At 67.7% G+C, this 20,890-nt stretch carries 17 protein-coding genes and 1 pseudogene; 14 read left to right on the top strand and 4 right to left on the bottom strand.

Going from position 1 to position 20,890, the window contains the following annotated elements; translation table 11 throughout:
• Nucleotides 1-95 precede the first annotated feature (95 nt).
• From aceE to ACESLR_RS05165, 13 genes and pseudogenes are all read left to right on the top strand, one after another.
• Entirely contained in the window at nucleotides 96-2,759 is a 2,664-nt protein-coding gene (aceE, locus tag ACESLR_RS05105; RefSeq protein WP_373024658.1) for a pyruvate dehydrogenase (acetyl-transferring), homodimeric type, read from the top strand.
• Nucleotide 2,760: 1 nt separating this feature from the next.
• A pseudogene (gene aceF / locus ACESLR_RS05110) lies at nucleotides 2,761-4,125 on the top strand (dihydrolipoyllysine-residue acetyltransferase); the annotation flags it as partial.
• Nucleotides 4,126-4,433: 308 nt separating this feature from the next.
• Nucleotides 4,434-6,221, top strand: coding sequence for a dihydrolipoyl dehydrogenase (gene lpdA, locus ACESLR_RS05115; RefSeq protein ID WP_373024657.1), 1,788 nt, complete (start codon nucleotides 4,434-4,436; stop codon nucleotides 6,219-6,221).
• A 6-nt stretch (nucleotides 6,222-6,227) separates the two neighbouring features.
• Nucleotides 6,228-7,208, top strand: a complete 981-nt coding sequence (locus ACESLR_RS05120) for an OmpA family protein (RefSeq protein WP_373024656.1) — start codon at nucleotides 6,228-6,230, stop codon at nucleotides 7,206-7,208.
• A 57-nt stretch (nucleotides 7,209-7,265) separates the two neighbouring features.
• A complete protein-coding gene (locus tag ACESLR_RS05125) occupies nucleotides 7,266-8,489 on the top strand; it encodes an argininosuccinate synthase (protein WP_373024655.1) in 1,224 nt (407 codons plus the stop codon).
• A 1-nt stretch (nucleotide 8,490) separates the two neighbouring features.
• Complete coding sequence (locus tag ACESLR_RS05130; RefSeq protein ID WP_373024654.1) at nucleotides 8,491-10,515, top strand: diguanylate cyclase domain-containing protein; 2,025 nt, start codon at nucleotides 8,491-8,493, stop codon at nucleotides 10,513-10,515.
• Between the two features lie 88 nt (nucleotides 10,516-10,603).
• Entirely contained in the window at nucleotides 10,604-11,383 is a 780-nt protein-coding gene (locus ACESLR_RS05135; protein WP_373024653.1) for a VacJ family lipoprotein, read from the top strand.
• Nucleotides 11,380-11,904, top strand: a complete 525-nt coding sequence (locus ACESLR_RS05140; RefSeq protein ID WP_373024652.1) for a hypothetical protein — start codon at nucleotides 11,380-11,382, stop codon at nucleotides 11,902-11,904. The genes ACESLR_RS05135 and ACESLR_RS05140 overlap by 4 nt, the downstream gene beginning before the upstream one ends.
• Entirely contained in the window at nucleotides 11,901-13,289 is a 1,389-nt protein-coding gene (gene mpl / locus ACESLR_RS05145) for a UDP-N-acetylmuramate:L-alanyl-gamma-D-glutamyl-meso-diaminopimelate ligase (protein ID WP_373024651.1), read from the top strand. The genes ACESLR_RS05140 and mpl overlap by 4 nt, the downstream gene beginning before the upstream one ends.
• Nucleotides 13,286-13,921: a flavin prenyltransferase UbiX gene (locus tag ACESLR_RS05150; RefSeq protein WP_373024650.1), complete on the top strand. Its 636-nt coding sequence runs from the start codon at nucleotides 13,286-13,288 to the stop codon at nucleotides 13,919-13,921. The genes mpl and ACESLR_RS05150 overlap by 4 nt, the downstream gene beginning before the upstream one ends.
• On the top strand, nucleotides 13,918-14,520 hold the full coding sequence (locus ACESLR_RS05155) for an LON peptidase substrate-binding domain-containing protein (RefSeq protein ID WP_373024649.1): 603 nt from the start codon (nucleotides 13,918-13,920) through the stop codon (nucleotides 14,518-14,520). Before ACESLR_RS05150 ends, ACESLR_RS05155 begins: the two co-directional genes overlap by 4 nt.
• A gap of 56 nt (nucleotides 14,521-14,576) precedes the next feature.
• Nucleotides 14,577-14,963, top strand: a complete 387-nt coding sequence (trxA, locus tag ACESLR_RS05160) for a thioredoxin (RefSeq protein ID WP_373024648.1) — start codon at nucleotides 14,577-14,579, stop codon at nucleotides 14,961-14,963.
• A gap of 196 nt (nucleotides 14,964-15,159) precedes the next feature.
• A complete protein-coding gene (locus tag ACESLR_RS05165; protein WP_373024647.1) occupies nucleotides 15,160-16,101 on the top strand; it encodes an AEC family transporter in 942 nt (313 codons plus the stop codon).
• Nucleotides 16,102-16,399: 298 nt separating this feature from the next.
• Here the strand turns inward: ACESLR_RS05165 and ACESLR_RS05170 are convergent, their stop codons facing one another.
• The 4 genes from ACESLR_RS05170 to thiD form a co-directional block, all read right to left on the bottom strand.
• Nucleotides 16,400-17,218 carry a sulfite exporter TauE/SafE family protein gene (locus tag ACESLR_RS05170; RefSeq protein ID WP_373024646.1) on the bottom strand — a complete coding sequence of 273 codons (819 nt, stop codon included), beginning with the start codon at nucleotides 17,216-17,218 and terminating at the stop codon, nucleotides 16,400-16,402.
• 94 nt (nucleotides 17,219-17,312) lie between these two features.
• Nucleotides 17,313-18,590: a glutamate-1-semialdehyde 2,1-aminomutase gene (gene hemL / locus ACESLR_RS05175; RefSeq protein ID WP_373024645.1), complete on the bottom strand. Its 1,278-nt coding sequence runs from the start codon at nucleotides 18,588-18,590 to the stop codon at nucleotides 17,313-17,315.
• Between the two features lie 80 nt (nucleotides 18,591-18,670).
• Nucleotides 18,671-19,315, bottom strand: a complete 645-nt coding sequence (gene thiE, locus ACESLR_RS05180) for a thiamine phosphate synthase (RefSeq protein ID WP_373024644.1) — start codon at nucleotides 19,313-19,315, stop codon at nucleotides 18,671-18,673.
• Nucleotides 19,305-20,093 carry a bifunctional hydroxymethylpyrimidine kinase/phosphomethylpyrimidine kinase gene (gene thiD / locus ACESLR_RS05185; RefSeq protein ID WP_373024643.1) on the bottom strand — a complete coding sequence of 263 codons (789 nt, stop codon included), beginning with the start codon at nucleotides 20,091-20,093 and terminating at the stop codon, nucleotides 19,305-19,307. The genes thiE and thiD overlap by 11 nt, the downstream gene beginning before the upstream one ends.
• Nucleotides 20,094-20,176: 83 nt before the next feature.
• Here thiD and ACESLR_RS05190 point away from each other — a divergent pair, with 83 nt between their 5' ends.
• Complete coding sequence (locus tag ACESLR_RS05190) at nucleotides 20,177-20,623, top strand: hypothetical protein (protein ID WP_373024642.1); 447 nt, start codon at nucleotides 20,177-20,179, stop codon at nucleotides 20,621-20,623.
• Nucleotides 20,624-20,890 lie beyond the last annotated feature (267 nt).

Raw genomic sequence — 20,890 nt, forward strand, 5'->3', positions numbered from 1 at the left:
CTGACACCGGCGCATGGTAGCAAATGCCCGGCCGCCCGGTGGCCCGGCCCGGTAGGGGCAACCCGATTCCCAACCCGTCTTCAGGGGTAGAACGCATGGACCCGAACGCGACCGAACACGATATCGACCCGCAGGAGACCCAGGAGTGGATTGACGCCCTGGCCTCCGTGCTGGAGACGGATGGCCCCGAGCGGGCGCATGCCCTCCTTGAACGCCTGGTCGACAAGGCGCGCCGCAGTGGGGCCTACCTGCCGTATTCCGCCAACACCGCCTATGTGAATACCATCCCCACGCACCTCGAACCCGAGTATCCGGGTGACGGCGCGGTGGAGCATCGTATTCGTTCCTACATCCGGTGGAACGCGATGGCGATGGTGGTCAAGGCCAACCGCGCCTCGGCCGAGCTGGGTGGGCATATCGCGACCTTTGCCTCTGCCGCGACGCTTTACGACGTCGGCTTCAACCACTTCTGGCATGCCCCGTCGCACGACCACGGCGGTGACCTGCTGTTTGCCCAGGGTCACTCCTCGCCGGGCATCTACGCCCGCGCGTTCATGGAGGGGCGCCTGACCGAAGACCAGCTGGATCACTTCCGCCGCGAGGTCGACGGCAAGGGCCTGTCGTCCTACCCGCACCCGTGGCTGATGCCGGACTTCTGGCAGTTCCCGACGGTGTCCATGGGGCTCGGCCCGATCATGAGCATCTACCAGGCGCGCTTCATGCGCTACCTGCAGGATCGCGGCATGGCGCAGACCGAGAACCGCCGCGTCTGGAGTTTCGTCGGTGACGGCGAGGTCGACGAGCCCGAGACCCTGGGGGCGATCACCCTGGCCTCGCGCGAGAAGCTGGACAATCTGACCTGGGTGGTGAACTGCAACTTGCAGCGCCTGGATGGCCCGGTGCGCGGCAATGGCAAGATCGTGCAGGAGCTGGAGGCGATCTTCCGCGGTGCCGGCTGGAACGTGGTCAAGGTCCTGTGGGGCCGCTACTGGGACCCGCTGCTGGCCAAGGACACCGACGGCCTGCTGCAAAAACGTATGATGGAGGCGGTCGACGGCGACTACCAGAACTACAAGTCGCGTGACGGCGCCTACGTGCGCGAGCACTTCTTTGGCAAGTACCCCGAACTCAAGCGCATGGTGGCCAACATGTCCGACGAGGACATCTGGCGCCTGAACCGCGGGGGGCACGATCCGGTCAAGGTCTATGCGGCCTACAAGGCGGCGGCCGAACACAAGGGAGAGCCGACCGTGATCCTCGCGCACACCGTGAAGGGCTATGGCATGGGCGCGGCAGGCGAGGCCCAGAACCGCACCCACAGCCAGAAGAAGATGGACGCGGACGACATGAAGCAGTTCCGCGACCGCTTCAATATCCCGCTGTCCGACGAGCAGGTGGAGAAGGCCGAGTACATCAAGCCGGACCCCGACTCCGACGAGATGAAGTACATGCACGCCCGGCGCAAGGACCTGGGCGGCCACCTGCCCGTGCGCCGACCGCTGGCCACGCCGCTCGAAGTGCCCGGTCTGGATGTCTTCAACGGCCTGCTGGAGGCCTCCGGCGAGCGCGAGATGTCCACCACCATGGCCTTCGTGCGCCTGCTGACCCTGCTTGCCCGCGACAAGAAGATCGGCAAGAACGTGGTCCCGATCGTGCCCGACGAGGCGCGAACCTTCGGCATGGAGGGGCTGTTCCGCCAGCTGGGGATCTATTCCTCGGTCGGCCAGCTCTACGAGCCGCAGGACAAGGAACAGGTGATGTATTACAAGGAGGACAAGAAGGGCCAGATCCTGGAAGAGGGGATCAACGAGGCCGGCTCCCTGTCTTCCTGGATCGCCGCAGCCACGTCCTACTCCACGCACGGCGTGGCGATGGTCCCGTTCTACATCTTCTATTCGATGTTCGGTTTCCAGCGGGTCGGCGACCTGATCTGGGCCGCCGGCGACATGCGCGCGCGCGGCTTCCTGATGGGGGCGACTGCCGGGCGCACCACGCTGGCCGGCGAGGGCCTGCAGCACGACGACGGCCACAGCCTGATGATGGCGGCCAACGTGCCCAACTGCATCGCCTACGACCCGACCTTCGCCTACGAGCTGGCGGTGATCGTGCAGGACGGCATGCGCCGCATGTACGCGGAGCAGCAAAGCGTCTTCTACTACATCACCGTGATGAACGAGAACTACCCGCAGCCGGCCATGCCGAAGGGCGCCGAGGAAGGCATCCGTCGCGGCCTGTACCGGTTGCAGGCCGGCGGGCGCAAGAAAAAGAAGGTGCGCCTGCTGGGTTCCGGGACCATCCTGCGCGAGGCCATTGCCGCGGCCGAAATGCTGGACAAGGACTTCGGCGTGGCCGCCGAGGTCTGGAGCGCGACCAGCTTCAACGAGCTGGCCCGCGACGGCCGCGATGCCGAGCGTCATGCGCGGCTGAACCCGGAGGCCAAGCCGCGCACGTCCTGGGTGGAAGAATGTCTGGGTGGATCGGAAGACCCGGTCGTCGCCGCCACTGATTACGTCCAGGCCTACGCGGATCAGATCCGCGCCTTCGTGCCGGCCGACTACCGCGTGCTGGGCACCGACGGCTTCGGCCGCTCGGACACCCGCGCGGCGCTGCGCCGGCACTTCGAGGTCGATCGGTACCACATCGCGGTCACGGCCCTGAAGGCCCTGGCCGACGCCGGGACCGTCGAGGCCAAGACCGTGTCCGACGCGATCAAGAAGTACAAGATCGACGTCGAACGGCCCAACCCCTTGCAGGCCTGAGGCCGCCGGTACCGAGGCAGGAGCAGACATGAGCAACACGACTACCGTGCACGTACCGGACATCGGTGACTTCAAGGACGTCGAGATCATCGAGGTGATCGTGAACCCCGGGGACACCATCGCCCCGGAGGATCCCCTGATCACCCTGGAATCGGACAAGGCCTCCATCGAGATCCCGGCCCCGCAGGGCGGGACCGTGAAGGCGCTCAAGGTGAAGGCCGGCGACCGCGTCAACGAGGGCGATCCGATCCTGGAACTGGAACCCTCCGACGAGGGTGCCGCCGAGGACACTTCCGCCAAGGAGGAGGCACCGAAACAGGAGGCGCCACAGGAGGCGTCGTCCTCCGCGGATGCGAAGGCCGCGGCGGGGCCCGCGACTGACCCGTCGAAGAAGTCCGAGCCACCGAAGTCCGCCGACCGGGCCGACCCGCGCCCGTCGCCCACCGAGCACATCCGTGACGAGTCGGCCTTCCGCAAGGCCCATGCCTCGCCGGTGGTGCGCAAGTTTGCGCGCGAGCTGGGCGTGGACCTGACCAAGGTCGACGGATCCGGGCGCAAGGGGCGCATCCTGCGCGAGGACGTGCAGGGCTTCGTCAAGCGCGCCTTGAGCCAGGGCGCCGGTGGCGGGCTGGGGGTCGAGCCGATGCCGGAGATCGACTTCTCCGAGTTTGGGCCGATCGAGACCCAGCCGTTGTCGAAGATCAACAAGCTCACCGGCAAGAACCTGCACCGCAACTGGGTCACCGTCCCGCACGTGACTCAGTTCGACGAGGCCGACATCACCGAGCTCGAGGACTTCCGCAAGTCGCTGAAGGCCGAGTACGAAAAGAAGGGCGTGAAGGTCACCTTCCTGCCATTCCTGATGAAGGCGGTGGTCTCCGCGCTCAAGCAGTACCCGCGTTTCAACGCCTCGCTGGACGCGACCGGCGAGAACCTGATCATCAAGCAGTACTACAACCTCGGCATCGCGGTGGATACCCCGGACGGTCTGGTCGTCCCGGTGGTACGCGACGTGGACCGCAAGAGCCTGGTCGACATCGCCTCCGAGCTGATGGACCTGTCCCAGCGCGCCCGCGACAAGAAGCTGAAGCCGGCCGACATGCAGGGCGGCTGCCTGACCATCTCCAGCCTCGGCGGGATCGGCGGCACCCAGTTCACCCCGATCGTGAATGCCCCCGAGGTCGCGATCCTGGGCGTGTCGCGCTCCAGCATGAAGCCGGTGTGGAACGGCAAGGAGTTCGAGCCGCGCCTGATCCTGCCGCTGGCACTGTCGTACGACCACCGGGTGATCGACGGCGCACTGGGCGCGCGCTTCGCCACCACGCTGAGCGGGCTGTTGTCCGACATGCGCCGCATGCTGCTGTAGGGAAACACGGATCGATGTACACGTTCGCGTTGGTGCCCCATGTTTTCCGAGACCAGGCGCGGTTCGTAGCCGGTAGTGGTTCTACCGGCAAGGGCCGCAACGCAGGATCGGGGAACATGGGGCACCAACCCCACAAATTATTGAATGACGGGGCTCGGCCGCTATTGCCCGCTGACGGCGTTGCGGCTCGCGTATGTAGCTCGGCTACACTGCGCTCACCGCGCCTTGTCAGCACGCAATAGCGACTCGAGCGCGAACGCGTACATCGATCAGTGTTTCCCTAAGCGAATTCGAACCGGAGCGATTGGATGAGCCAGACCAAGACCATCGAGGTCCCGGACATCGGGGATTTCAAGGACGTCGAGATTATCGAGGTCCTGGTGCAGCCGGGCAGCGAGATTGCGCCGGAAGACCCGCTGATCACCCTCGAGTCCGACAAGGCGACCATCGACGTGCCCGCCCCCGAGGCCGGCACGGTGAAGAAGCTGCACGTGAAGGTCGGGGACAAGGTGTCCAAGGGCAGCAAGCTCCTGGATCTCGAGGGGAGTGGCGAGGCCGCGGGCGGCGCGGATGCGCCGGCGGCCGGCGGCGGCGAAAAGGCCGAATCCGCGAAGGCGGAGTCCGGTGCCGCGAGTGAGCCGAAAAAGGCGGCGGCCCCCAAGGCGGCCGCCGACCCGAACACCGACAGCCAGTGCCAGGTGCTGGTGCTGGGTTCCGGCCCCGGCGGTTATACCGCCGCCTTCCGCGCTGCGGACCTGGGCCTGGACGTGGTGATGGTCGAGCGCTATCCGCAGATCGGCGGCGTGTGCCTGAACGTCGGCTGCATCCCGTCCAAGGCGCTGCTGCATGCCGGCGAGGTGCTGCACGAGGCGGAGCGCTTCGCCGCCCTGGGCATCAAGTTCGGCGAGCCGGAGATCGACCTGGACGGGCTGCGCGGCTACAAGGGCAACGCGGTCAAGAAGCTGACCGGCGGGCTCAAGCAGCTGTGCAAACAGCGCAAGGTGCGTGTGGTACAGGGCGTGGGCGAGTTTTCCGGCGCCAACAGCATCGCGGTGGAGGGCGATGACGGCCGCGAGGTGATCGGCTTCGAGCACGCGATCATCGCCGTCGGTTCGCAGGCGATCAAGCTGCCCGGTTTCCCCTGGGACGACGAGCGGGTGATGGATTCCACCGACGCGCTGGACCTGGCGGAGATCCCGGACCGCATGCTGGTGGTCGGCGGCGGCATCATCGGCCTGGAGATGGCCTGTGTCTACGAGGCCCTGGGTTCCAAGGTCACGGTGGTGGAGCTGTCCGACACCCTGATGCCGGGCGCGGACCGCGACATCGTGCGCCCCTTCGAGAAGCGCGCGAAGAAGCGCTTCGAGAATATCTTCCTGAAGAGCAAGGTCTCCGGTGCCAAGGCCACCAAGGCCGGGATTGTCTGCCAGTTCGAGGGCGAGGCCAAGGGGCTGCCGGAAGAGGACACTTTCGATCGCGTGCTGGTCGCCGTGGGCCGCGGCCCGAACGGGGCGAAGATCAAGGCCGAAGCGGCAGGTGTGCAGGTGAGCGAGCGCGGTTTCATCGAGGTCGATAGCCAGCAGCGCACCAACGTTGAGCACATCTTCGCCATTGGCGACGTCGTCGGCCAGCCAATGCTGGCACACAAGGCCACCCACGAGGGCAAGGTGGCCGCCGAGGTGATTGCCGGTCACAAGGTGCACTTCGATGCCCGCGCCATCCCGTCGGTTGCCTACACGCACCCCGAGGTCGCCTGGATGGGTGTGACCGAGGAGCAGGCCAAGGCCGACGGCATCGAATACACCAAGGGGGTGTTCCCCTGGGCCGCCTCCGGCCGGGCGATCGCGCTGGGCGCCGAGGACGGCATGACCAAACTGCTGTTCGACGCCGATGATCGCGTGATCGGAGCCGGCATCGTGGGCCCGTCCGCCGGCGACCTGATCGGCGAGGCGATGCTGGCGCTGGAGATGGGCGCCGAGATGGAGGATATCGGCCTGACGGTCCACCCGCACCCGACCCTCAGCGAGACGGTGGCGTTTGCCGCCGAGGCCGCGCACGGTTCGATCACCGACATCCTGCCGCCGAAGAAGCGCTAGCGGGCCATGTTCGCCCTGCGCCAGTGGTTGCGTTGCGTACTCCCGGGCCTGCTACTGGGGGCCGGCATGGCCACGGCGGGCGCCGAACCTTACAGCGAGCCGCTGGAACGCAGTGACTGGCACCTGACCGAGGACGATGCGGCCTGTCGTATCGAACAGGGCGTCCGTCATGGCGGTGTACTGCGTTTCGAGGCCCGGCCGGGCCTGGTGACCGCGGCCTTCTGGCGCGCCCCCTATCCGATGCCGGACGGGGCCGCGCCGCGCCTGCGCACTGGGGCCCCGGAGTGGCTGCGCCCGGCGACCGAGGCACCGCTGGACCTGCAATTGCAACCACGTGACGATCGCCTGTTCCGCATTCCCCAGACCTTCGCCCAGCCATTGAAGACCCGCCTGCTGGCTGGCCATGACGTGCGCATCGATTTCCCGGGCGGGGACGAGACGGTGCACTTTCGGGGCATTCGCTTCGCCCTGCGGGCCCGCGACTTCCGGGCTTGTTACGGGGAGCATGAAGCGCCGCCCGCGACTCCCGACGCGGGGGCCCTCGACCGCTGGAGCGTCTATTTCGACACTGGCAGCCACCGGCTGGATGCTGCAGCGCGCGAGGTTCTGGAGCGGGCGGCCCGCGTGCTGACGGCTGCGGGTGATGCCCCGCGCATCCGGGTGGTCGGGTGGACGGATGCCGAGGGCCCGCTGGAGATCAATCGGGCCCTGAGCCGCGATCGCGCCGAGGCTGTGCGCGCGGCGCTGGTGGAGACCGGCGTCTCCGCTGGGGCCGTCGAGATCGAGGCCTCCGGCGTGGATCCGGCGGCCGATGGTGCGCGGCGGGCTTCGCGCCGTAGCGATATCTGGTGGCTGGACCCCGGGGCGTTGTCGGGCGTCGACGACGCCCCAGCCCCGCTGCCATCCGCCAGCGCGGGCGAGGCCGAAAGCGCCGACTCGGGGCCCGAGGCGTCCCCGGCCGACCCCTCCGCGACCCCGGCGTGGTAGTGACGCCGGTCACGAAAACGACTATATCTTCACGTTAAGACAAGGATTGGCATTCTTATGAGTTCCTCGATCAATCGCGTCGTCCTCGCATACTCGGGCGGGCTGGACACCTCGGTCATTCTCAAGTGGTTGGAGGAACAGTATGGCTGCGAGGTCATCACTTTCACCGCCGATCTCGGCCAGGGCGAGGAGGTCGAGCCGGCACGCGCCAAGGCCGAGGCCCTGGGCGTGAAGCAAATCTACATCGAGGACCTGCGCGAAATCTTTGTGCGCGACTACGTATTCCCGATGTTCCGCGCCAACACGATCTACGAGGGCGAATACCTGCTGGGGACTTCCATCGCGCGTCCGCTGATCGCCCGGCGCCTGGTGGAGATCGCCGAGGAGACCGGGGCCGATGCCATCGCCCACGGCGCGACCGGCAAGGGCAATGACCAAGTGCGTTTCGAGCTGGGTGCCTATGCGCTGAAGCCGGGCATCCAGGTGATCGCCCCCTGGCGCGAATGGGACCTGAATTCGCGCGAGCGCCTGATGGCGTACGCCGAGCAGCACAATATCCCGGTGGACTACAAGAAGCAGGGTACCAAGTCGCCGTACTCCATGGATGCCAACCTGTTGCACATCTCCTACGAAGGCGGTCCGCTGGAGGATCCCTGGACCGAGGCCGAAGAGGACATGTGGCGCTGGTCGGTCTCCCCCGAGGCCGCGCCGGATGAATCCGAGACCCTGACCATCGGTTTCGAGAAGGGTGATCCGGTCTCGATCAACGGCGCGCGCCTGAGTGCGGCGGCGCTCCTGTCGAAGCTCAACGAGCGTGGCGGCGCCCACGGCGTGGGCCGGCTGGATATCGTCGAGAACCGTTATGTCGGCATGAAGTCGCGCGGCTGCTACGAGACCCCGGGCGGCACCATTCTGCTCAAGGCCCGCCGGGCGCTGGAGTCCCTCACCCTGGACCGCGAGGCGGCGCACCTGAAGGACGAGCTGATGCCGCGCTACGCCAGCATCATCTACAACGGCTACTGGTGGAGCCCGGAGCGGCGCATGCTGCAGGCGGCGATCGACGACACCCAGGGCGTGGTCAACGGCGAGGTGCGCCTGCGCCTGTACAAGGGCAACGTGATCGTCGCCGGTCGCCGCTCCGAAGACACCCTGTTCGACGACGCCATCGCCACCTTCGAGGACGACGCCGGGGCCTACGACCAGAAGGACGCCGAGGGTTTCATCCGCCTCAACGCGCTGCGCCTGCGCATCGCCGCCAGCCGCAACCGAAAGCCGACATGACATGACGGCCCCCGGCTTCCAGTCCCGACGGTCCGGGAGCAAACGGTGGACGTGCTCCGGACCCGGTTGGCTGGGACGACTGGGCCTGTTGCTTCTCGTGTTCGGCGGGTTTGCCCCGCACGCGGTCCCGGCTGCGGACGGAGGGGATGCCGCGGCGAGCGAGGAACGTCTGGTGCTGGGCGTTCTGGCCCATCGCGGGGACGATGTCGCGCGCAGCCAGTGGACCCCGTTCGCCGAGTACCTGTCGGAGCAGGTGGAAGGCGCCTACTTCGAGCTCGAACCGGTGGACAACGACGCGCTGCAGGCGGCGGTGGCGGAAGATCGCTTCGACCTGATCCTGACCAACAGCGGGTCCTATGTGATGCTGGAACAGCAGCACGGGATCTCACGCATCGCGACCATGCAGCCGCGGGAGGTCGGCCGTGACGAGGATCGCTTCGGCGCGGTCGTGATCGCGCGGGCCGATCGCCAAGACCTGGTGGAACTTGCCGACCTGCGCGGTCAGCGCCTGTCCGCGGTGCATCCCGATGCCTTCGGGGGCTGGTGGATGACCTGGCGCGAGTTGCAGGCGGCCGGACTGGATATCGAGACCGACCTGGCATCGCTGGTGTTTACCGGCTTCCCGGTCGGTCGCGGACTGGACTGGGTGCTGCAGGGGGAGGTCGATGCCGCGACCTTCCGTACCGGCATCCTGGAGGATCTGGAGGCGCGCGGCGACCCGCGAGTCGAGCAGGTCCGTGTGGTCGGCGAGCGCGCCTTTCCGTCGTTTGACTACCGCGCAAGCACCCGCCTGTATCCCGAGTGGCCCCTGTCGATGCGCGGAGATCTGGATGCCGGGCTGGCCCGCGCGATTTTGCTGGCGATCCTTTCGCTGGATGAGGGACATCCCGCCAGCCAGGCGGCCGGCATTGGCGGCTGGGCCGCGCCCCGTTCCTACGAGGACGTGCACGGACTGATGCACGAGCTGGGCGTCGGGCTGTACGCGCCGCAGCCCTTCGACATCCAGGACTGGCTGCGCGCCAACCTCCTGTGGCTGGTTTCGGGGCTGGCGGCGGTGGCGCTGCTGGCGCTGCTGTATGTCTCGCGGGTGCACGCCCGGGTGCGTCGTTCCGGGCGCAACCTGGAGCGCAGCATGGAGGCGATTCCGGACGCGGTGATCACCCTCGACGTCCGCGGCGGGATCTCCTATGTGAATACGGCGGCCCGCGAGCTGGCCGGCCTGACGCGTGACCAGGTGCTGGGCTGCTCCCTGGACCATCTTCTTGACCTGCGCGAGCTGGGTACCAACCGCCCCCTGCTGCCGGACGATGCCCGGGGTGACCGGCTCGAACAGGCCCTGGGCGAGCGTTCGGATGCGCGCCTGGTCCGTCGCGACGGCCATGAACTGATCGTGCGCATTGCCCGCACGGCCCTGGATCCGGTGGCTGGCAGTTCGGTGCGCACGCTGCTGGTGCTGACGGACGTCTCCGAGGAGCGCCGGCTGGTGGATCGCCTCGTACACGAGGCCAGTCACGATGGCCTGACTGGCCTGCTCAACCGGCGCGCCTTCGAGCGCGAGCTGGAGATGGCTATGGATGCCGTCCGCGACAATCGCGCCGTGGCCAGCCTGCTGCTCGTGGATCTGGACTATTTCAAGGAGGTCAACGATCTCCATGGCCATCGGGTCGGTGACGAGCTGCTGCGCCAAGTTGCCCATGTGTTGCGTCAGCTGACCCGCGGTCATGACGCCGTGGCGCGGATCGGGGGCGACGAATTTGCGATCATTGCCCGTGACACCAATGCCGAGTATGGGCGTATCCTCGGCCAGCGGATCTGCGCGGCCCTCGCGGATCGCCCGTTGCAGGTGGAGGCCCGGGACGTCACCATTGGCGCCTCGGTGGGCGTGGTCGAGTTGGGTCCAGAGGTGCCCGGCGTCGACGAGGCGTTCGTGGCGGCCGATCGCGCCTGCTACCAGGCCAAGGATCAGGGCCGGGGTCAGGTCGGGCTGGCCGGCAAGGCGGACATTCACCCGATCATCGGGTCCTGAAGGATGCGCGGCACTGGTGCGCCGAACGACCGCCTGTCCGCGCGGTCCATGCGAAACCGGCCCGGCGCCGGATTGAAAAAGGAATCACATGTCCGTTGTCTCCCGCTTGCGACCCGGCCTCCTGGCCCTGATGTTCCTTGGTCTGACCGGCTGCGCGACAGTGCCCAGCGAAGACCGCCACCCTGACGACCCCTGGGAGTCCTACAACCGGGCGGTGTTCGAGTTCAACGAAGACTTCGACGAGTCGCTGCTGCGCCCCGCGGCGGTGCAGTATCGGCGCCTTCCACAACCGGTTCAGACCGGGGTCGGCAACTTTTTTTCCAACCTCGACGACTTCACGGTCCTGTTCAACAACCTGTTGCAGGGCAATCTGGAGAATTCGGCATCGGACACCGGCCGCATCATGTTCAATTCGACCTTCGGGCTGTTCGGGCTGATCGACGTGGCCTCGCCCATGGGGCTGGAAAAGCATAACGAGGACTTCGGCCAGACACTTGGGGCCTGGGGCGTCGCCCGGGGTCCTTATCTGCAGTTGCCCCTGCTCGGTCCCAGCACGGCCCGGGATGCGCCCGCGCGGCTGGTGGACCGCTACACCAACCCGCTCTACCACACCAATCTGCGCAGCGATCACGCCGGCTGGTGGGGCGGCTTGACTGTGCTGGATGTGGTCGACATGCGTGCCGGTCTGATCCCGACCGAGCGCATGCTGGAACAGCTCTCCGATGACCCCTACATCGCCATGCGCCAGGGCTACCTGCAGCGCCGGGAGTTTCTCGTGCGCGGTGGCAGGCCGGATGACGAGGCCGACGCCATGCTGGACGAACTGGAGGAGCTCGAGGCGCTGGAGGCCGAGGAGATCGAACGTTGAACGGCCTCGCCGCGATGCTGAACCTCCTGCGCCTGCAGAAGGGGCCGCAGGACCTGCCCGCCGATAACGGCACGCTGGTCTTCTGGGTCGGCATCGCCCTGATCGCCGGCATGGTGATCGGGGTCCCGCTGTACGGCTTCGGGCAGGCGCTGGCGCTGAACGTGATGGACCTGGTGGTCCTGTACGCCTTCGTCGTGATCGTGCTGAGCCTGCGGGGGGTGCCGGACCGCTGGCGACAGACCTTCATGGCGATGGCGGGAACGGGCGCGGTGCTGGGCCTGCTGATGGCGCTGCTGATGCTGCTGGCAGGCGGCCCCGACCCGGCAAGCGATCCCGAGGAGGTCTCCACCGGCCTGCTCCTCGGGATGCTGGTGCTCTTTGCCTGGCTGCTGCTTGTATTCGGTCACATTCTTCAGCAGGCCCTGGCGCTGGGCATGCGCCTGGTCGGGATGCTGATCGCCCTCGGCTATATTGTGGCCTCCAGCGCGGTCACCCAGACCGCGATCGGGCTGTTCCAGTGAGTGCCGAACGCCTGCACATCCTTGGCATCGGGGGCACCTTCATGGGCGGCCTGGCCCAGCTGGCTCGCGCCCGGGGCTACACGGTCACCGGTTCCGACCAGAAGCTCTATCCGCCGATGAGCGATCAGCTGGAGCAGGCTGGTATTGCCTACCACGAGGGGCACGACCCGGCGACGCTGCCCGACACGGGACCGGTCGTGGTCGGCAACGTGATGCGGCGCGGCATGCCCGTCATCGAGGCCCTGCTGGATCGCGGGCTGGACTACACCTCGGGACCGCAGTGGCTGGGCGAGCACCTCCTGCGCGATCGCTGGGTGCTGGCGGTAGCCGGTACCCACGGCAAGACCACCACCGCCAGCCTACTGGCCTGGATCCTGGAAGATGCCGGGATGACCCCCGGTTTCCTGATCGGCGGGGTTCCCGGCAACTTCGGGGTCAGCGCGCGCCTGGGGGACGCCCCGTTCTTCGTGATCGAGGCCGACGAATACGACAGCGCCTTCTTCGACAAGCGGGCAAAGTTTGTCCACTACCGGCCGCGTACCCTGGTCCTGAACAATCTGGAATTCGACCACGCCGATATCTATCCGGACCTGGCGGCGATCGAACGGCAGTTCCACCATCTGGTGCGCACGGTTCCGGGGCAGGGATGCATCCTGGTGCCGGCGGGCGATGCCGCGCTGGAGCGGGTGCTGGAAATGGGTTGCTGGACCCCGGTGGAATACTTGAGTGCCGACCCCGAGTCGGGGGCGGGCACCGCACTGGCCGCGCGTCCGCTGAACGCCGACGCCTCCGAGTTCGAGGTGCTGGCGGACGGGGCCGTGGTGGGACAGGTCGCGTGGTCGATGAGCGGACGGCACAACCTGGCCAATGCCCTGGCTGCCCTCGGTGCGGCGCGTCATGCCGGGGTGCCCCTGACCACCGGGATCGCGGCGCTTCCGGGCTTTCGCGGTGTGCGCCGGCGCCAGGAACTGCGCGCCGAGATCGAGGGCATCCGGGTGATCGACGACTTTGCCCATCACCCCACCGCGATCCGCATGACCCTGGAGGGCCTGCGCGGGCAGGTCGCGCCGGGCGGGCGCCTGGTGGCGATCCTCGAACCGCGTTCCAATACCATGCGCATGGGGGTGCATGCGGAGGCTCTGGGCGCGGCCCTGGCGCAGGCCGACGCGGTGCATCTGTATCACGCACCGGAGATCGACTGGTCCAGCGACGGCCTGCAGCGGCAACTCGGCGAGCAGTTGTCCGTGGCGCGTGATATCGAGTCCCTGCTGCAGGGGATTCTTGCGTCGGTGCGCACTGGCGATACGCTGGTGATCATGAGCAACGGAGCCTTCGACGGGCTGCACCTGCGCCTGATCGAGGCCCTGCAGGGAACCCCCGCATGAGCGATCGCCCGCGCAGTATCTCGCTGGCCCTGACCGGGGCCTCCGGGGCTCCCTATGGCCTGCGCCTGCTGCAGTGCCTGGTGGAGTCCGGCGTACAGGTGCACCTGATGTTGTCGAAGCCCGCCCAGGTGGTCCTCGCGTTGGAGACGGACCTGGACGTGCCGGGCCGCCCGGCCGAGATCGCGCGTTACTTCAGCGCGTACTGCGGGGCGGCGCCCGACCAGATCCGCTGTTACGGCGCCGAGCAGTGGACGGCCCCGGTGGCCAGTGGCTCGGCCGTGCCGGAGGCCATGGTGGTCTGCCCCTGCACTACGGCGACGGTGTCGGCGATTGCCACCGGGGCCTCCCGGGGACTGATCGAGCGCGCCGCCGACGTCGTGCTCAAGGAACGGCGCAAACTCCTGCTGGTGGTGCGCGAGACGCCGTTCTCCGAGATCCACCTGGAGAATATGCTGCGCCTGGCGCGCATGGGCGCAGTGGTGATGCCGGCCAACCCGGCCTTCTATCACCGGCCACAGTCCATCGACGAACTGGTCGACTTCATGGTGGCGCGGGTGCTGGATCATCTCGATGTCGAGCACGCCCTGGTGCCGCGCTGGGGTGATGCGCCAATGCCGGGAGAGGACGCATGACCACGCTGCCGCTGTTTCCGCTCAATACGGTGCTGTTCCCCGAGGGGCTTCTACCGTTGCGGATTTTCGAGACCCGCTATCTCGATATGGTGCGCCGCTGCCTGCGCGACGATGGCCGTTTCGTCATTGTGGCCACAGAACCGGAGCGCCAATCCGGGGAACTCCCGGCCGAGACGGATCCCTCCGCGGGCTTTTACGGAGTCGGGACCGAGGCCACCATCGTGGACTGGGACCAGCGCCCGGACGGCCTGCTGGGGATCCTGGTGAAGGGTGAGGGCCGGCGGGTGATCCACAACGCCCGGCGCGCCGAAGACGGCCTGTGGCTGGGCGAGGTGGAGCCGCTGCCGGAATATCCCGAGGTCAGCCTGCCGGTCGACTACGCTTCCCTGGCGGACCTGCTGGAGCGTTTGCTGGACCAGTTGGGAACGCCATGGTCGCACCTTGAACGCCGCTTCGACGATTCGACCTGGGTGGCCGCGCGGTTGACCGAACTGCTGCCGATCGATCTCGAGATCAAGCAGCAACTCCTGGAGGCGGACGATCCCATCGAGCGTCTGGAGCGCCTGCGAGCGGCCATGCTCGCAGCATCGAAATCCTGAAAGCTCGCGGCGAGGCTGGTAAGGTTTCGGTACATTTTTAACCGGAGCCCGCCAACATGGCCGTTCAGGAACTCACGCAGGACACCTTCGAATCCACCATCACCGGGAATGACATCGTCATCATGGACTTCTGGGCCCCCTGGTGCGGGCCGTGCCAGCAGTTCGCCCCGACCTTCGAGGAAGCCTCGGAAAAGCACTCCGACGTGGTCTTTGCCAAGGTAAACACCGACGAGGAGCAGGGCATCGCCGGTGCCTTCCAGATCCGTTCCATCCCGACGCTGATGATCTTCCGCGAGCAGATCATCGTGTTCTCGCAGCCGGGCGTGCTCTCCGCCGGCCAGCTGGACGAGGTGCTGGGCAAGGTGCGCGAACTGGACATGGAGCAGGTGCGCGCGGACGTCGAGCGCCAGCAGCAGGAACAGGAACAGGCCGGAGGCGCGTAAGTCGCCTCGGCAGAACGTCCCCCGCGGGCATGTTTCGCGGGACCCAACCCGGCCGAGCCTTGCAGCTCCGCCGGGTTTTTTCGTGTAGGGCGTGGGCCGGGGCCGTAGAATGGACGCCTTCAGGCCCGAACCCCTGCCGCCAAGTGCGAAAGGATGCCTTCATCATGCCCCCGTTTCCCGAGGATGCAGGCCCGTCATGCTGAGCGTGATGACCCAGATGGGGGCGCTGATTGTCGCCGGTGTGGTCTGGCGGGCCCTGCAGCCTGGCGGCCTGGATGCGGACACCACACGTCGCGTCCTGACCACCCTGGTCTACTACCTGCTGTTGCCGGCGCTGGTGCTCCAGGTCCTGTGGGTTGCCCCGCTGGGCCTGGACTCCCTGCGCATCGCGCTGGTGGCCGGGCTGACGGTGCTGGCAATGGTGGGGGTCACGCTGATGGCCTGTCGGATCTGTATGGCCGAACGAGCCGCCATCGGGGCCATGTTGCTGGCGGCGGCCTGGCCCAACGCCACCTATCTTGGCCTGCCGGTACTCGACAGCCTGTTCGGCGAGGCCGGGCGCGCGGTGGCGATCCAGTACGACCTGTTCGCTTGCCTCCCCCTGGTTCTGACCCTGGGGGTGCTGCTGGCGCGGCGTTACGGCGATCCCGAGGCGGTGCGTCTGTACGGGGGCGGGAGCCCGCTCAGAGGCCTGGCGGCGGTGCCGTCCATCTGGGCGGCGGCCGTCGGCGTGGGCCTGAATCTCGCCGGCGTCCCGCTGCTTGACTGGCTGGACGTGTTTCTCGGGTTCCTGGCCGACAGCGTGGCACCGTTGATGCTCTTCTCGCTGGGGCTGGCGCTGGTGTTCACTCGTTTTCGGGGCCGCGATGCCCGGCCGCTTGCCGTGGTGGCAGTGGTCCAGTTGATCCTGGCCCCTGTCTTTGCTCTGGGGCTGGTGTTGTGGACCGGCCTCGGGGGCGTGCCCGGTATCGGGTCGGTGCTGGAAGCGGCGATGCCGGCGATGGTCCTGGGGCTGGTGTTCTGCGACCGCTTCCGCCTGGATACCGGCCTCTACGCGGCCGCGGTCACGCTGACCACTGCGCTGTCGTTGGTCACCCTGCCCCTGTGGTTCGCCCTCGCCACCCGCCTCATCGCCTGACCCTCAACGCAGTTGGTGGCTGGCCCTGGTTCGTCCTCCGGTGTTTACGTGCCGTCGTCTGGCCGCCTGCCGAGCGCTGGCGAGTCAGCGCCGGGCAGTAAGCGGAGCGAAGCCACCGTAAACACCGGGTGATGAACCAGGGCCAGCCACCACCTGGCATGTGGTGGACCGAAGCCGGTGTAAACACAGTGGACGAACCTGGATCAGCCTCAAGCTGTGGGGCAGTCGCCGTACCGATGCGATTCGCTTCGCTCATCGGCATCCTACAGCGGGGGAGGGGCCGGCGGGGGGGCAAGTGCTAGCGGATGAGCATGAGGAGGCCGGCGAGGATCAGGATGCCGGCGAAGCCGCGGCGGAGATGGGCGACCGGCAGGTGATGCGTCAGCCAGACGCCACCGCGTACGCTGATGGATGTGCCGATCACGACGCCGAGGATGGCCGGAAGGTAGAGATAGCCGAGTGCCCATTCCGGTGCCTGATAGGCCGGATCGGTCCATTGCGGCAGGACGAACACCAGGCTGGCGCCGACGGAAATGGGCACGCCAAGGGCTGCGGCCGAGCCGATCGCGCGGCGCAGCCCCAGGCCCTGGCTGACCAGAAACGGCGTGGTCAGCGTGCCGCCCCCGATGCCGATCAACGAGGAGATGGCCCCGATAATGGTACCCCCGCCTAGCCAGACACTGCGTCGAGGTACTGGCGCCTCCGGCGGTTGGACGTTTAGAAGCATCCAGACGCCGATTGCTACCTCGAAGGCCCCGAAGATGCGGCCCAGGTGGTCGGAGTCGATGCGCGTGGCCAGCCAGGCGCCGATCAGTGCGCCAACGATGATGCCGGGCAGCAGCCGGCGCACGGCAGGGCCGTCCACGCCCCCACGGCGGTGGTGGGCGCGTGCCGACAGGATCGCCGTGGGGATGATCGCGCCCAGCGAGGAGCCGACCGCGAGCTGGACGAGGCTGGCCGAGTCGAAGGCCAGCAGGCTGAATACGGCGACGAATACCGGCACCAGGATCAGCCCGCCGCCGATGCCGAACATGCCGGCCGGGATGCCGGCGACCAGGCCCAGCGCCACGAACAGCAGCCCCAGCACCAGCGGTGACTGGATCAGTGTCTCGGTCATTCGTGCGTAGCGGCGAGTAGCGGGTCAGCGCGCAGCGGACCGGCAGACCGCTGGGGTCTCGCCGGCTCGCCGGGCAGGGGAGGCGGGAGCGCGCTCAGAGCGCCTTGAAACACTTGCGTGCGGCCTCGATGGTCGCGTCGAGGTCGGCGTCCGAGTGGGCGTTGGACATGAAGCCGGCCTCGAAGGCGCTGGGGGCCAGGTAGACGCCCTCGCCCAGCATGGCGTGGAAGAAGCGACCGAAGGCGGCGGTGTCGCAGGCGGTGGCGCCGGCGAAGTCGGTGACCTTCGACTCGCTGAAGAACAGGCCGAACATCCCCGGGACCTGGTTGGTGGTCAGGGCTACACCCGCCTCGCGCGCGGCGTCCTCGAAGCCCGCGACGACCTTCTTGGTGCGCGTCTCCAGTTCGTCGTGGAAGCCCGGGCGCGACAGGATCTCCAGGGTCTTCAGCCCGGCGGTCATCGCGATCGGATTCCCGGACAGGGTGCCGGCCTGGTAGACCGGTCCCAGCGGGGAGAGCTGCTCCATGATCGCGCGCTTGCCGCCGAACGCCCCCACCGGCATGCCGCCGCCGATGATCTTGCCCAGCGTGGTCAGGTCCGGGGTCACACCCAGGTAGCCCTGGGCGCAGTTCTTCGACACCCGGAAGCCGGTCATCACCTCGTCGAAGATCAGTACCGCACCGTGCTGGTCGCAGACCTCGCGCAGGGTCTCGAGAAAGCCCGGTTCCGGCGGGATGCAGTTCATGTTGCCGGCGATTGGCTCGACGATGATGCAGGCAACCTCGTCGCCCTTCTCGGCAAAGAAGGCACGGAGGCCGTCCGGGTCGTTGTAGGTCAGGGTGCTGGTCAGCGCGGCCAGCTCCTTGGGCACGCCCGGGGAGCTTGGCTGGCCGAGGGTCAGGGCGCCGGAGCCGGCCTTCACCAACAGGGAATCGCCGTGACCGTGGTAGTTGCCCTCGAACTTCACGATGCGGTCGCGCCCGGTGTAGCCACGCGCCAGGCGGATCGCACTCATGGTCGCCTCGGAGCCCGAGTTGGTCATGCGCACCAGGTCCATCGACGGCACCAGCTCGCAGACTTTGGCGGCCATGTCGTTCTCCAGCCGCGTGGGGCAGCCGAAGGACAGGCCGTTGTTGCAGGCCTCGCGCACCGCCTCGATCACCTCGGGGTGGGCGTGACCGGCCACCATCGGGCCCCAGGAGCCGATGTAGTCGATGTAGCGCTGGCCGTCGGCGTCCCACATGTAGGCGCCGTTGGCGCGGTCCATGAAGATCGGGGTCCCGCCCACGCCCTTGAAGGCGCGAACGGGGGAATTCACGCCGCCGGGGATATGTTGCTTGGCGGCCTCGAACAGACGCTCGGTTTCCTGCATGACGGTGTCCTGTTTTCGTTGAGTTCGGGGTTCGGTAGGCCCGGCAACCATAGCGACGGCCGCGGGCGGGTGCAAAGAGATCAGTCGAACAGTTCGCTTATCTGTCGCGCGGCGGCCTCGGGGTCGGGTGCGGCGCTGATGCCCTGGATCACGGCGACCAGGTCTGCCCCGGCCGCGACGACCTCGGCGGCATTGTCCGCGGCAATGCCGCCAATGCCGCAGATCGGCAGGTCCAGGGCCGCGCGTGCGCGCCGGATCAGTTCCGGCCCGGCGTACGCCGCCTCGGGCTTGGTCGGGGAAGCAAACATCGTGCCGAAGGCGACATAGTTGGCCCCGGCCCGCACGGCGGCTTCAGCCCGCTTCAGCTCGTTGTAGCAGGAGACGCCGACCACTGCGCAGGGGCCGAGCCGCGCGCGGGCCGCGACCGGGTCCGGGTCGTCCCGCCCGAGGTGTACCCCGTCGGCCTCGACGCGCGCGGCCAGCTCGGTGTCGTCGTTGATGATGCACAGCGCGCCGTGCGCATGAGCGAGGGCAACCAGTTCGCGGGCGATGGCCTCGCGTGCATCATTGGGCAGGGTCTTGTCACGGAACTGGATCAGCCGAGCCCCGCCGCGCAGCGCGGCCCGGCTGTTTTCGAGGTGGGTGGCGCGCGGGTCCGCGCCCGCCGAAACGGCCGGGGTGATGAAATAGAGCCCGCGCAGCCGCGAGTCACGCTCAGGCGTCATGGGGGCACAGCCGGTTGGGGACGTGCTGGCCGTGGCCGGGGGCGTAGCCGCGGGCGACTGCGTCGTTCATGAAGGCCTGGGCCTCGATTACCGCCGGTTCCAGGTCGCGCCCGCGCGCGAGGAAGGCGGCGATGGCCGCGGCCAGGGTGCAGCCGGAGCCGTGGAAGCCGGTCGGTTGGCGCGGAAGCTCGAAGGCGCGCATATGCCCGTCCTCGCGGTACAGGCGGTTGATGATCGCTTCGTCACCGCTGCCCGCGTGGCCGCCGGTGACCAGCACATTGGCCGCGCCCCGTTCGCGCAGCTGCTGGCCCCACTGTGTGGCATCGTCGGTCCGGGCCAGGCGCGCGGCCTCCGGTCCGTTGGGGGTGATCAGGGTCGCACGCGGCAGCAGGGCCTCGCGGGTCGCGTCCACCACGGCCTCGGTCGCGAGCGCCCCGCCGCCGCCGGCGACCATCACCGGGTCCAGCACCACCGGGATGTGCGGGTGCGCAGCCAGCAGCGTGGAGACTGCGGTGACGTTGTCGACCGAGCCGAGCATACCGACCTTGATCGCGGCGACCTCGAGATCGGTCAGCGTCACCTCGATCTGGGCGCGCAGCTGCTCCGGCGGGAGTACGGTGAAGCCCACCACGTTGCGGGTGTCCTGCACGGTGATCGCGGTCACCGCCGTGGCCCCGTGCACACCGAGCCGGGTAAAGGTCGTGAGGTCGGCCTGCAGGCCCGCGCCACCGCCAGGGTCGGAGCCGGCAATGGTCAGCGCGATCGGGGGATGATTCATGAAGGGGGGCTCCCGTGCTAAGGTTGCGCGCGCCCCGGCACCCCCGGGGCGTTTCTGGTCCGAATCCCGGGAGTGTACGCAGCATGAGCAGCGAGTTCGAAGTCGAGTCCCTCCGTCCCCTGGTTGCCGCCGCCGCGGCGGGTGGCACGTTGAACGCGGAGGTCGATCAGGCCCTGGCCGCGCTGGAGCAGGAACTGAACCGGCTCGCCAGCGAGTTGCAGGTGGAACATGTCGGCCCCGGGGTGGGTATGGCGGACATGGATGCCCAGCATGTCTATCGCCTGGTGATCCGCCAGCACGAGATCGACGTAACCCGTCACGAGTGGAGCCTGTGGGTCTGCGATGCGCTGGATAACTGCGACTTCCGCGCGACCTGGCCGGTCACCGGCGCTGGTCGCCTGCGGCGCAAGCAGGTGGTTGCTGTGGTGCCGGAGCTGGTTGCCGGATACCGCGATGCGGTCGCGGCGGCAGGAAAGAGCGATACGCCGGCCGGACAGCGCCTCGCCCAGATCGCGGCGGTTTTTGAATAACGCGGGTCGCTGCGGGCGCCGGGCAGCGGCAGCCGAGAAAGACCAAGGGCGGTTGTATAACGAAGGCACGAAGTAGGGCGAGGGGCGTTCGCACCACAGAGGACACGGAGAAAGTCGGGTGTGTTGGCTGGAGAGGATTGGCGCGTGATGGTTTCTGGGTGTGTGCAGGCAAGTCCCGCCAAGTACGCGGACTTATAGCCTTCGTCCGGCCCAACGGATCCAGGCCTTCGAAAATTCTTTTGGTTTTCTTCGTGCCCTCAGTGTCCT

This window comes from Thioalkalivibrio sp. (genome assembly GCF_041685615.1).
GTDB lineage: Bacteria > Pseudomonadota > Gammaproteobacteria > Ectothiorhodospirales > Ectothiorhodospiraceae > Thioalkalivibrio.

Coding starts and splice junctions, on each gene's coding strand:
- ACESLR_RS05135 (WP_373024653.1), top strand. CDS start 10,604: ATGTCCGTTGTCTCCCGCTTGCGACCCGGCCTCCTGGCCCTGATGTTC.
- ACESLR_RS05130 (WP_373024654.1), top strand. CDS start 8,491: ATGACGGCCCCCGGCTTCCAGTCCCGACGGTCCGGGAGCAAACGGTGG.
- ACESLR_RS05150 (WP_373024650.1), top strand. CDS start 13,286: ATGAGCGATCGCCCGCGCAGTATCTCGCTGGCCCTGACCGGGGCCTCC.
- lpdA (WP_373024657.1), top strand. CDS start 4,434: ATGAGCCAGACCAAGACCATCGAGGTCCCGGACATCGGGGATTTCAAG.
- ACESLR_RS05155 (WP_373024649.1), top strand. CDS start 13,918: ATGACCACGCTGCCGCTGTTTCCGCTCAATACGGTGCTGTTCCCCGAG.
- thiE (WP_373024644.1), bottom strand. CDS start 19,315: ATGACGCCTGAGCGTGACTCGCGGCTGCGCGGGCTCTATTTCATCACC.
- ACESLR_RS05170 (WP_373024646.1), bottom strand. CDS start 17,218: ATGACCGAGACACTGATCCAGTCACCGCTGGTGCTGGGGCTGCTGTTC.
- trxA (WP_373024648.1), top strand. CDS start 14,577: ATGGCCGTTCAGGAACTCACGCAGGACACCTTCGAATCCACCATCACC.
- hemL (WP_373024645.1), bottom strand. CDS start 18,590: ATGCAGGAAACCGAGCGTCTGTTCGAGGCCGCCAAGCAACATATCCCC.
- ACESLR_RS05190 (WP_373024642.1), top strand. CDS start 20,177: ATGAGCAGCGAGTTCGAAGTCGAGTCCCTCCGTCCCCTGGTTGCCGCC.
- aceE (WP_373024658.1), top strand. CDS start 96: ATGGACCCGAACGCGACCGAACACGATATCGACCCGCAGGAGACCCAG.
- ACESLR_RS05125 (WP_373024655.1), top strand. CDS start 7,266: ATGAGTTCCTCGATCAATCGCGTCGTCCTCGCATACTCGGGCGGGCTG.
- ACESLR_RS05165 (WP_373024647.1), top strand. CDS start 15,160: ATGCTGAGCGTGATGACCCAGATGGGGGCGCTGATTGTCGCCGGTGTG.
- ACESLR_RS05120 (WP_373024656.1), top strand. CDS start 6,228: ATGTTCGCCCTGCGCCAGTGGTTGCGTTGCGTACTCCCGGGCCTGCTA.
- thiD (WP_373024643.1), bottom strand. CDS start 20,093: ATGAATCATCCCCCGATCGCGCTGACCATTGCCGGCTCCGACCCTGGC.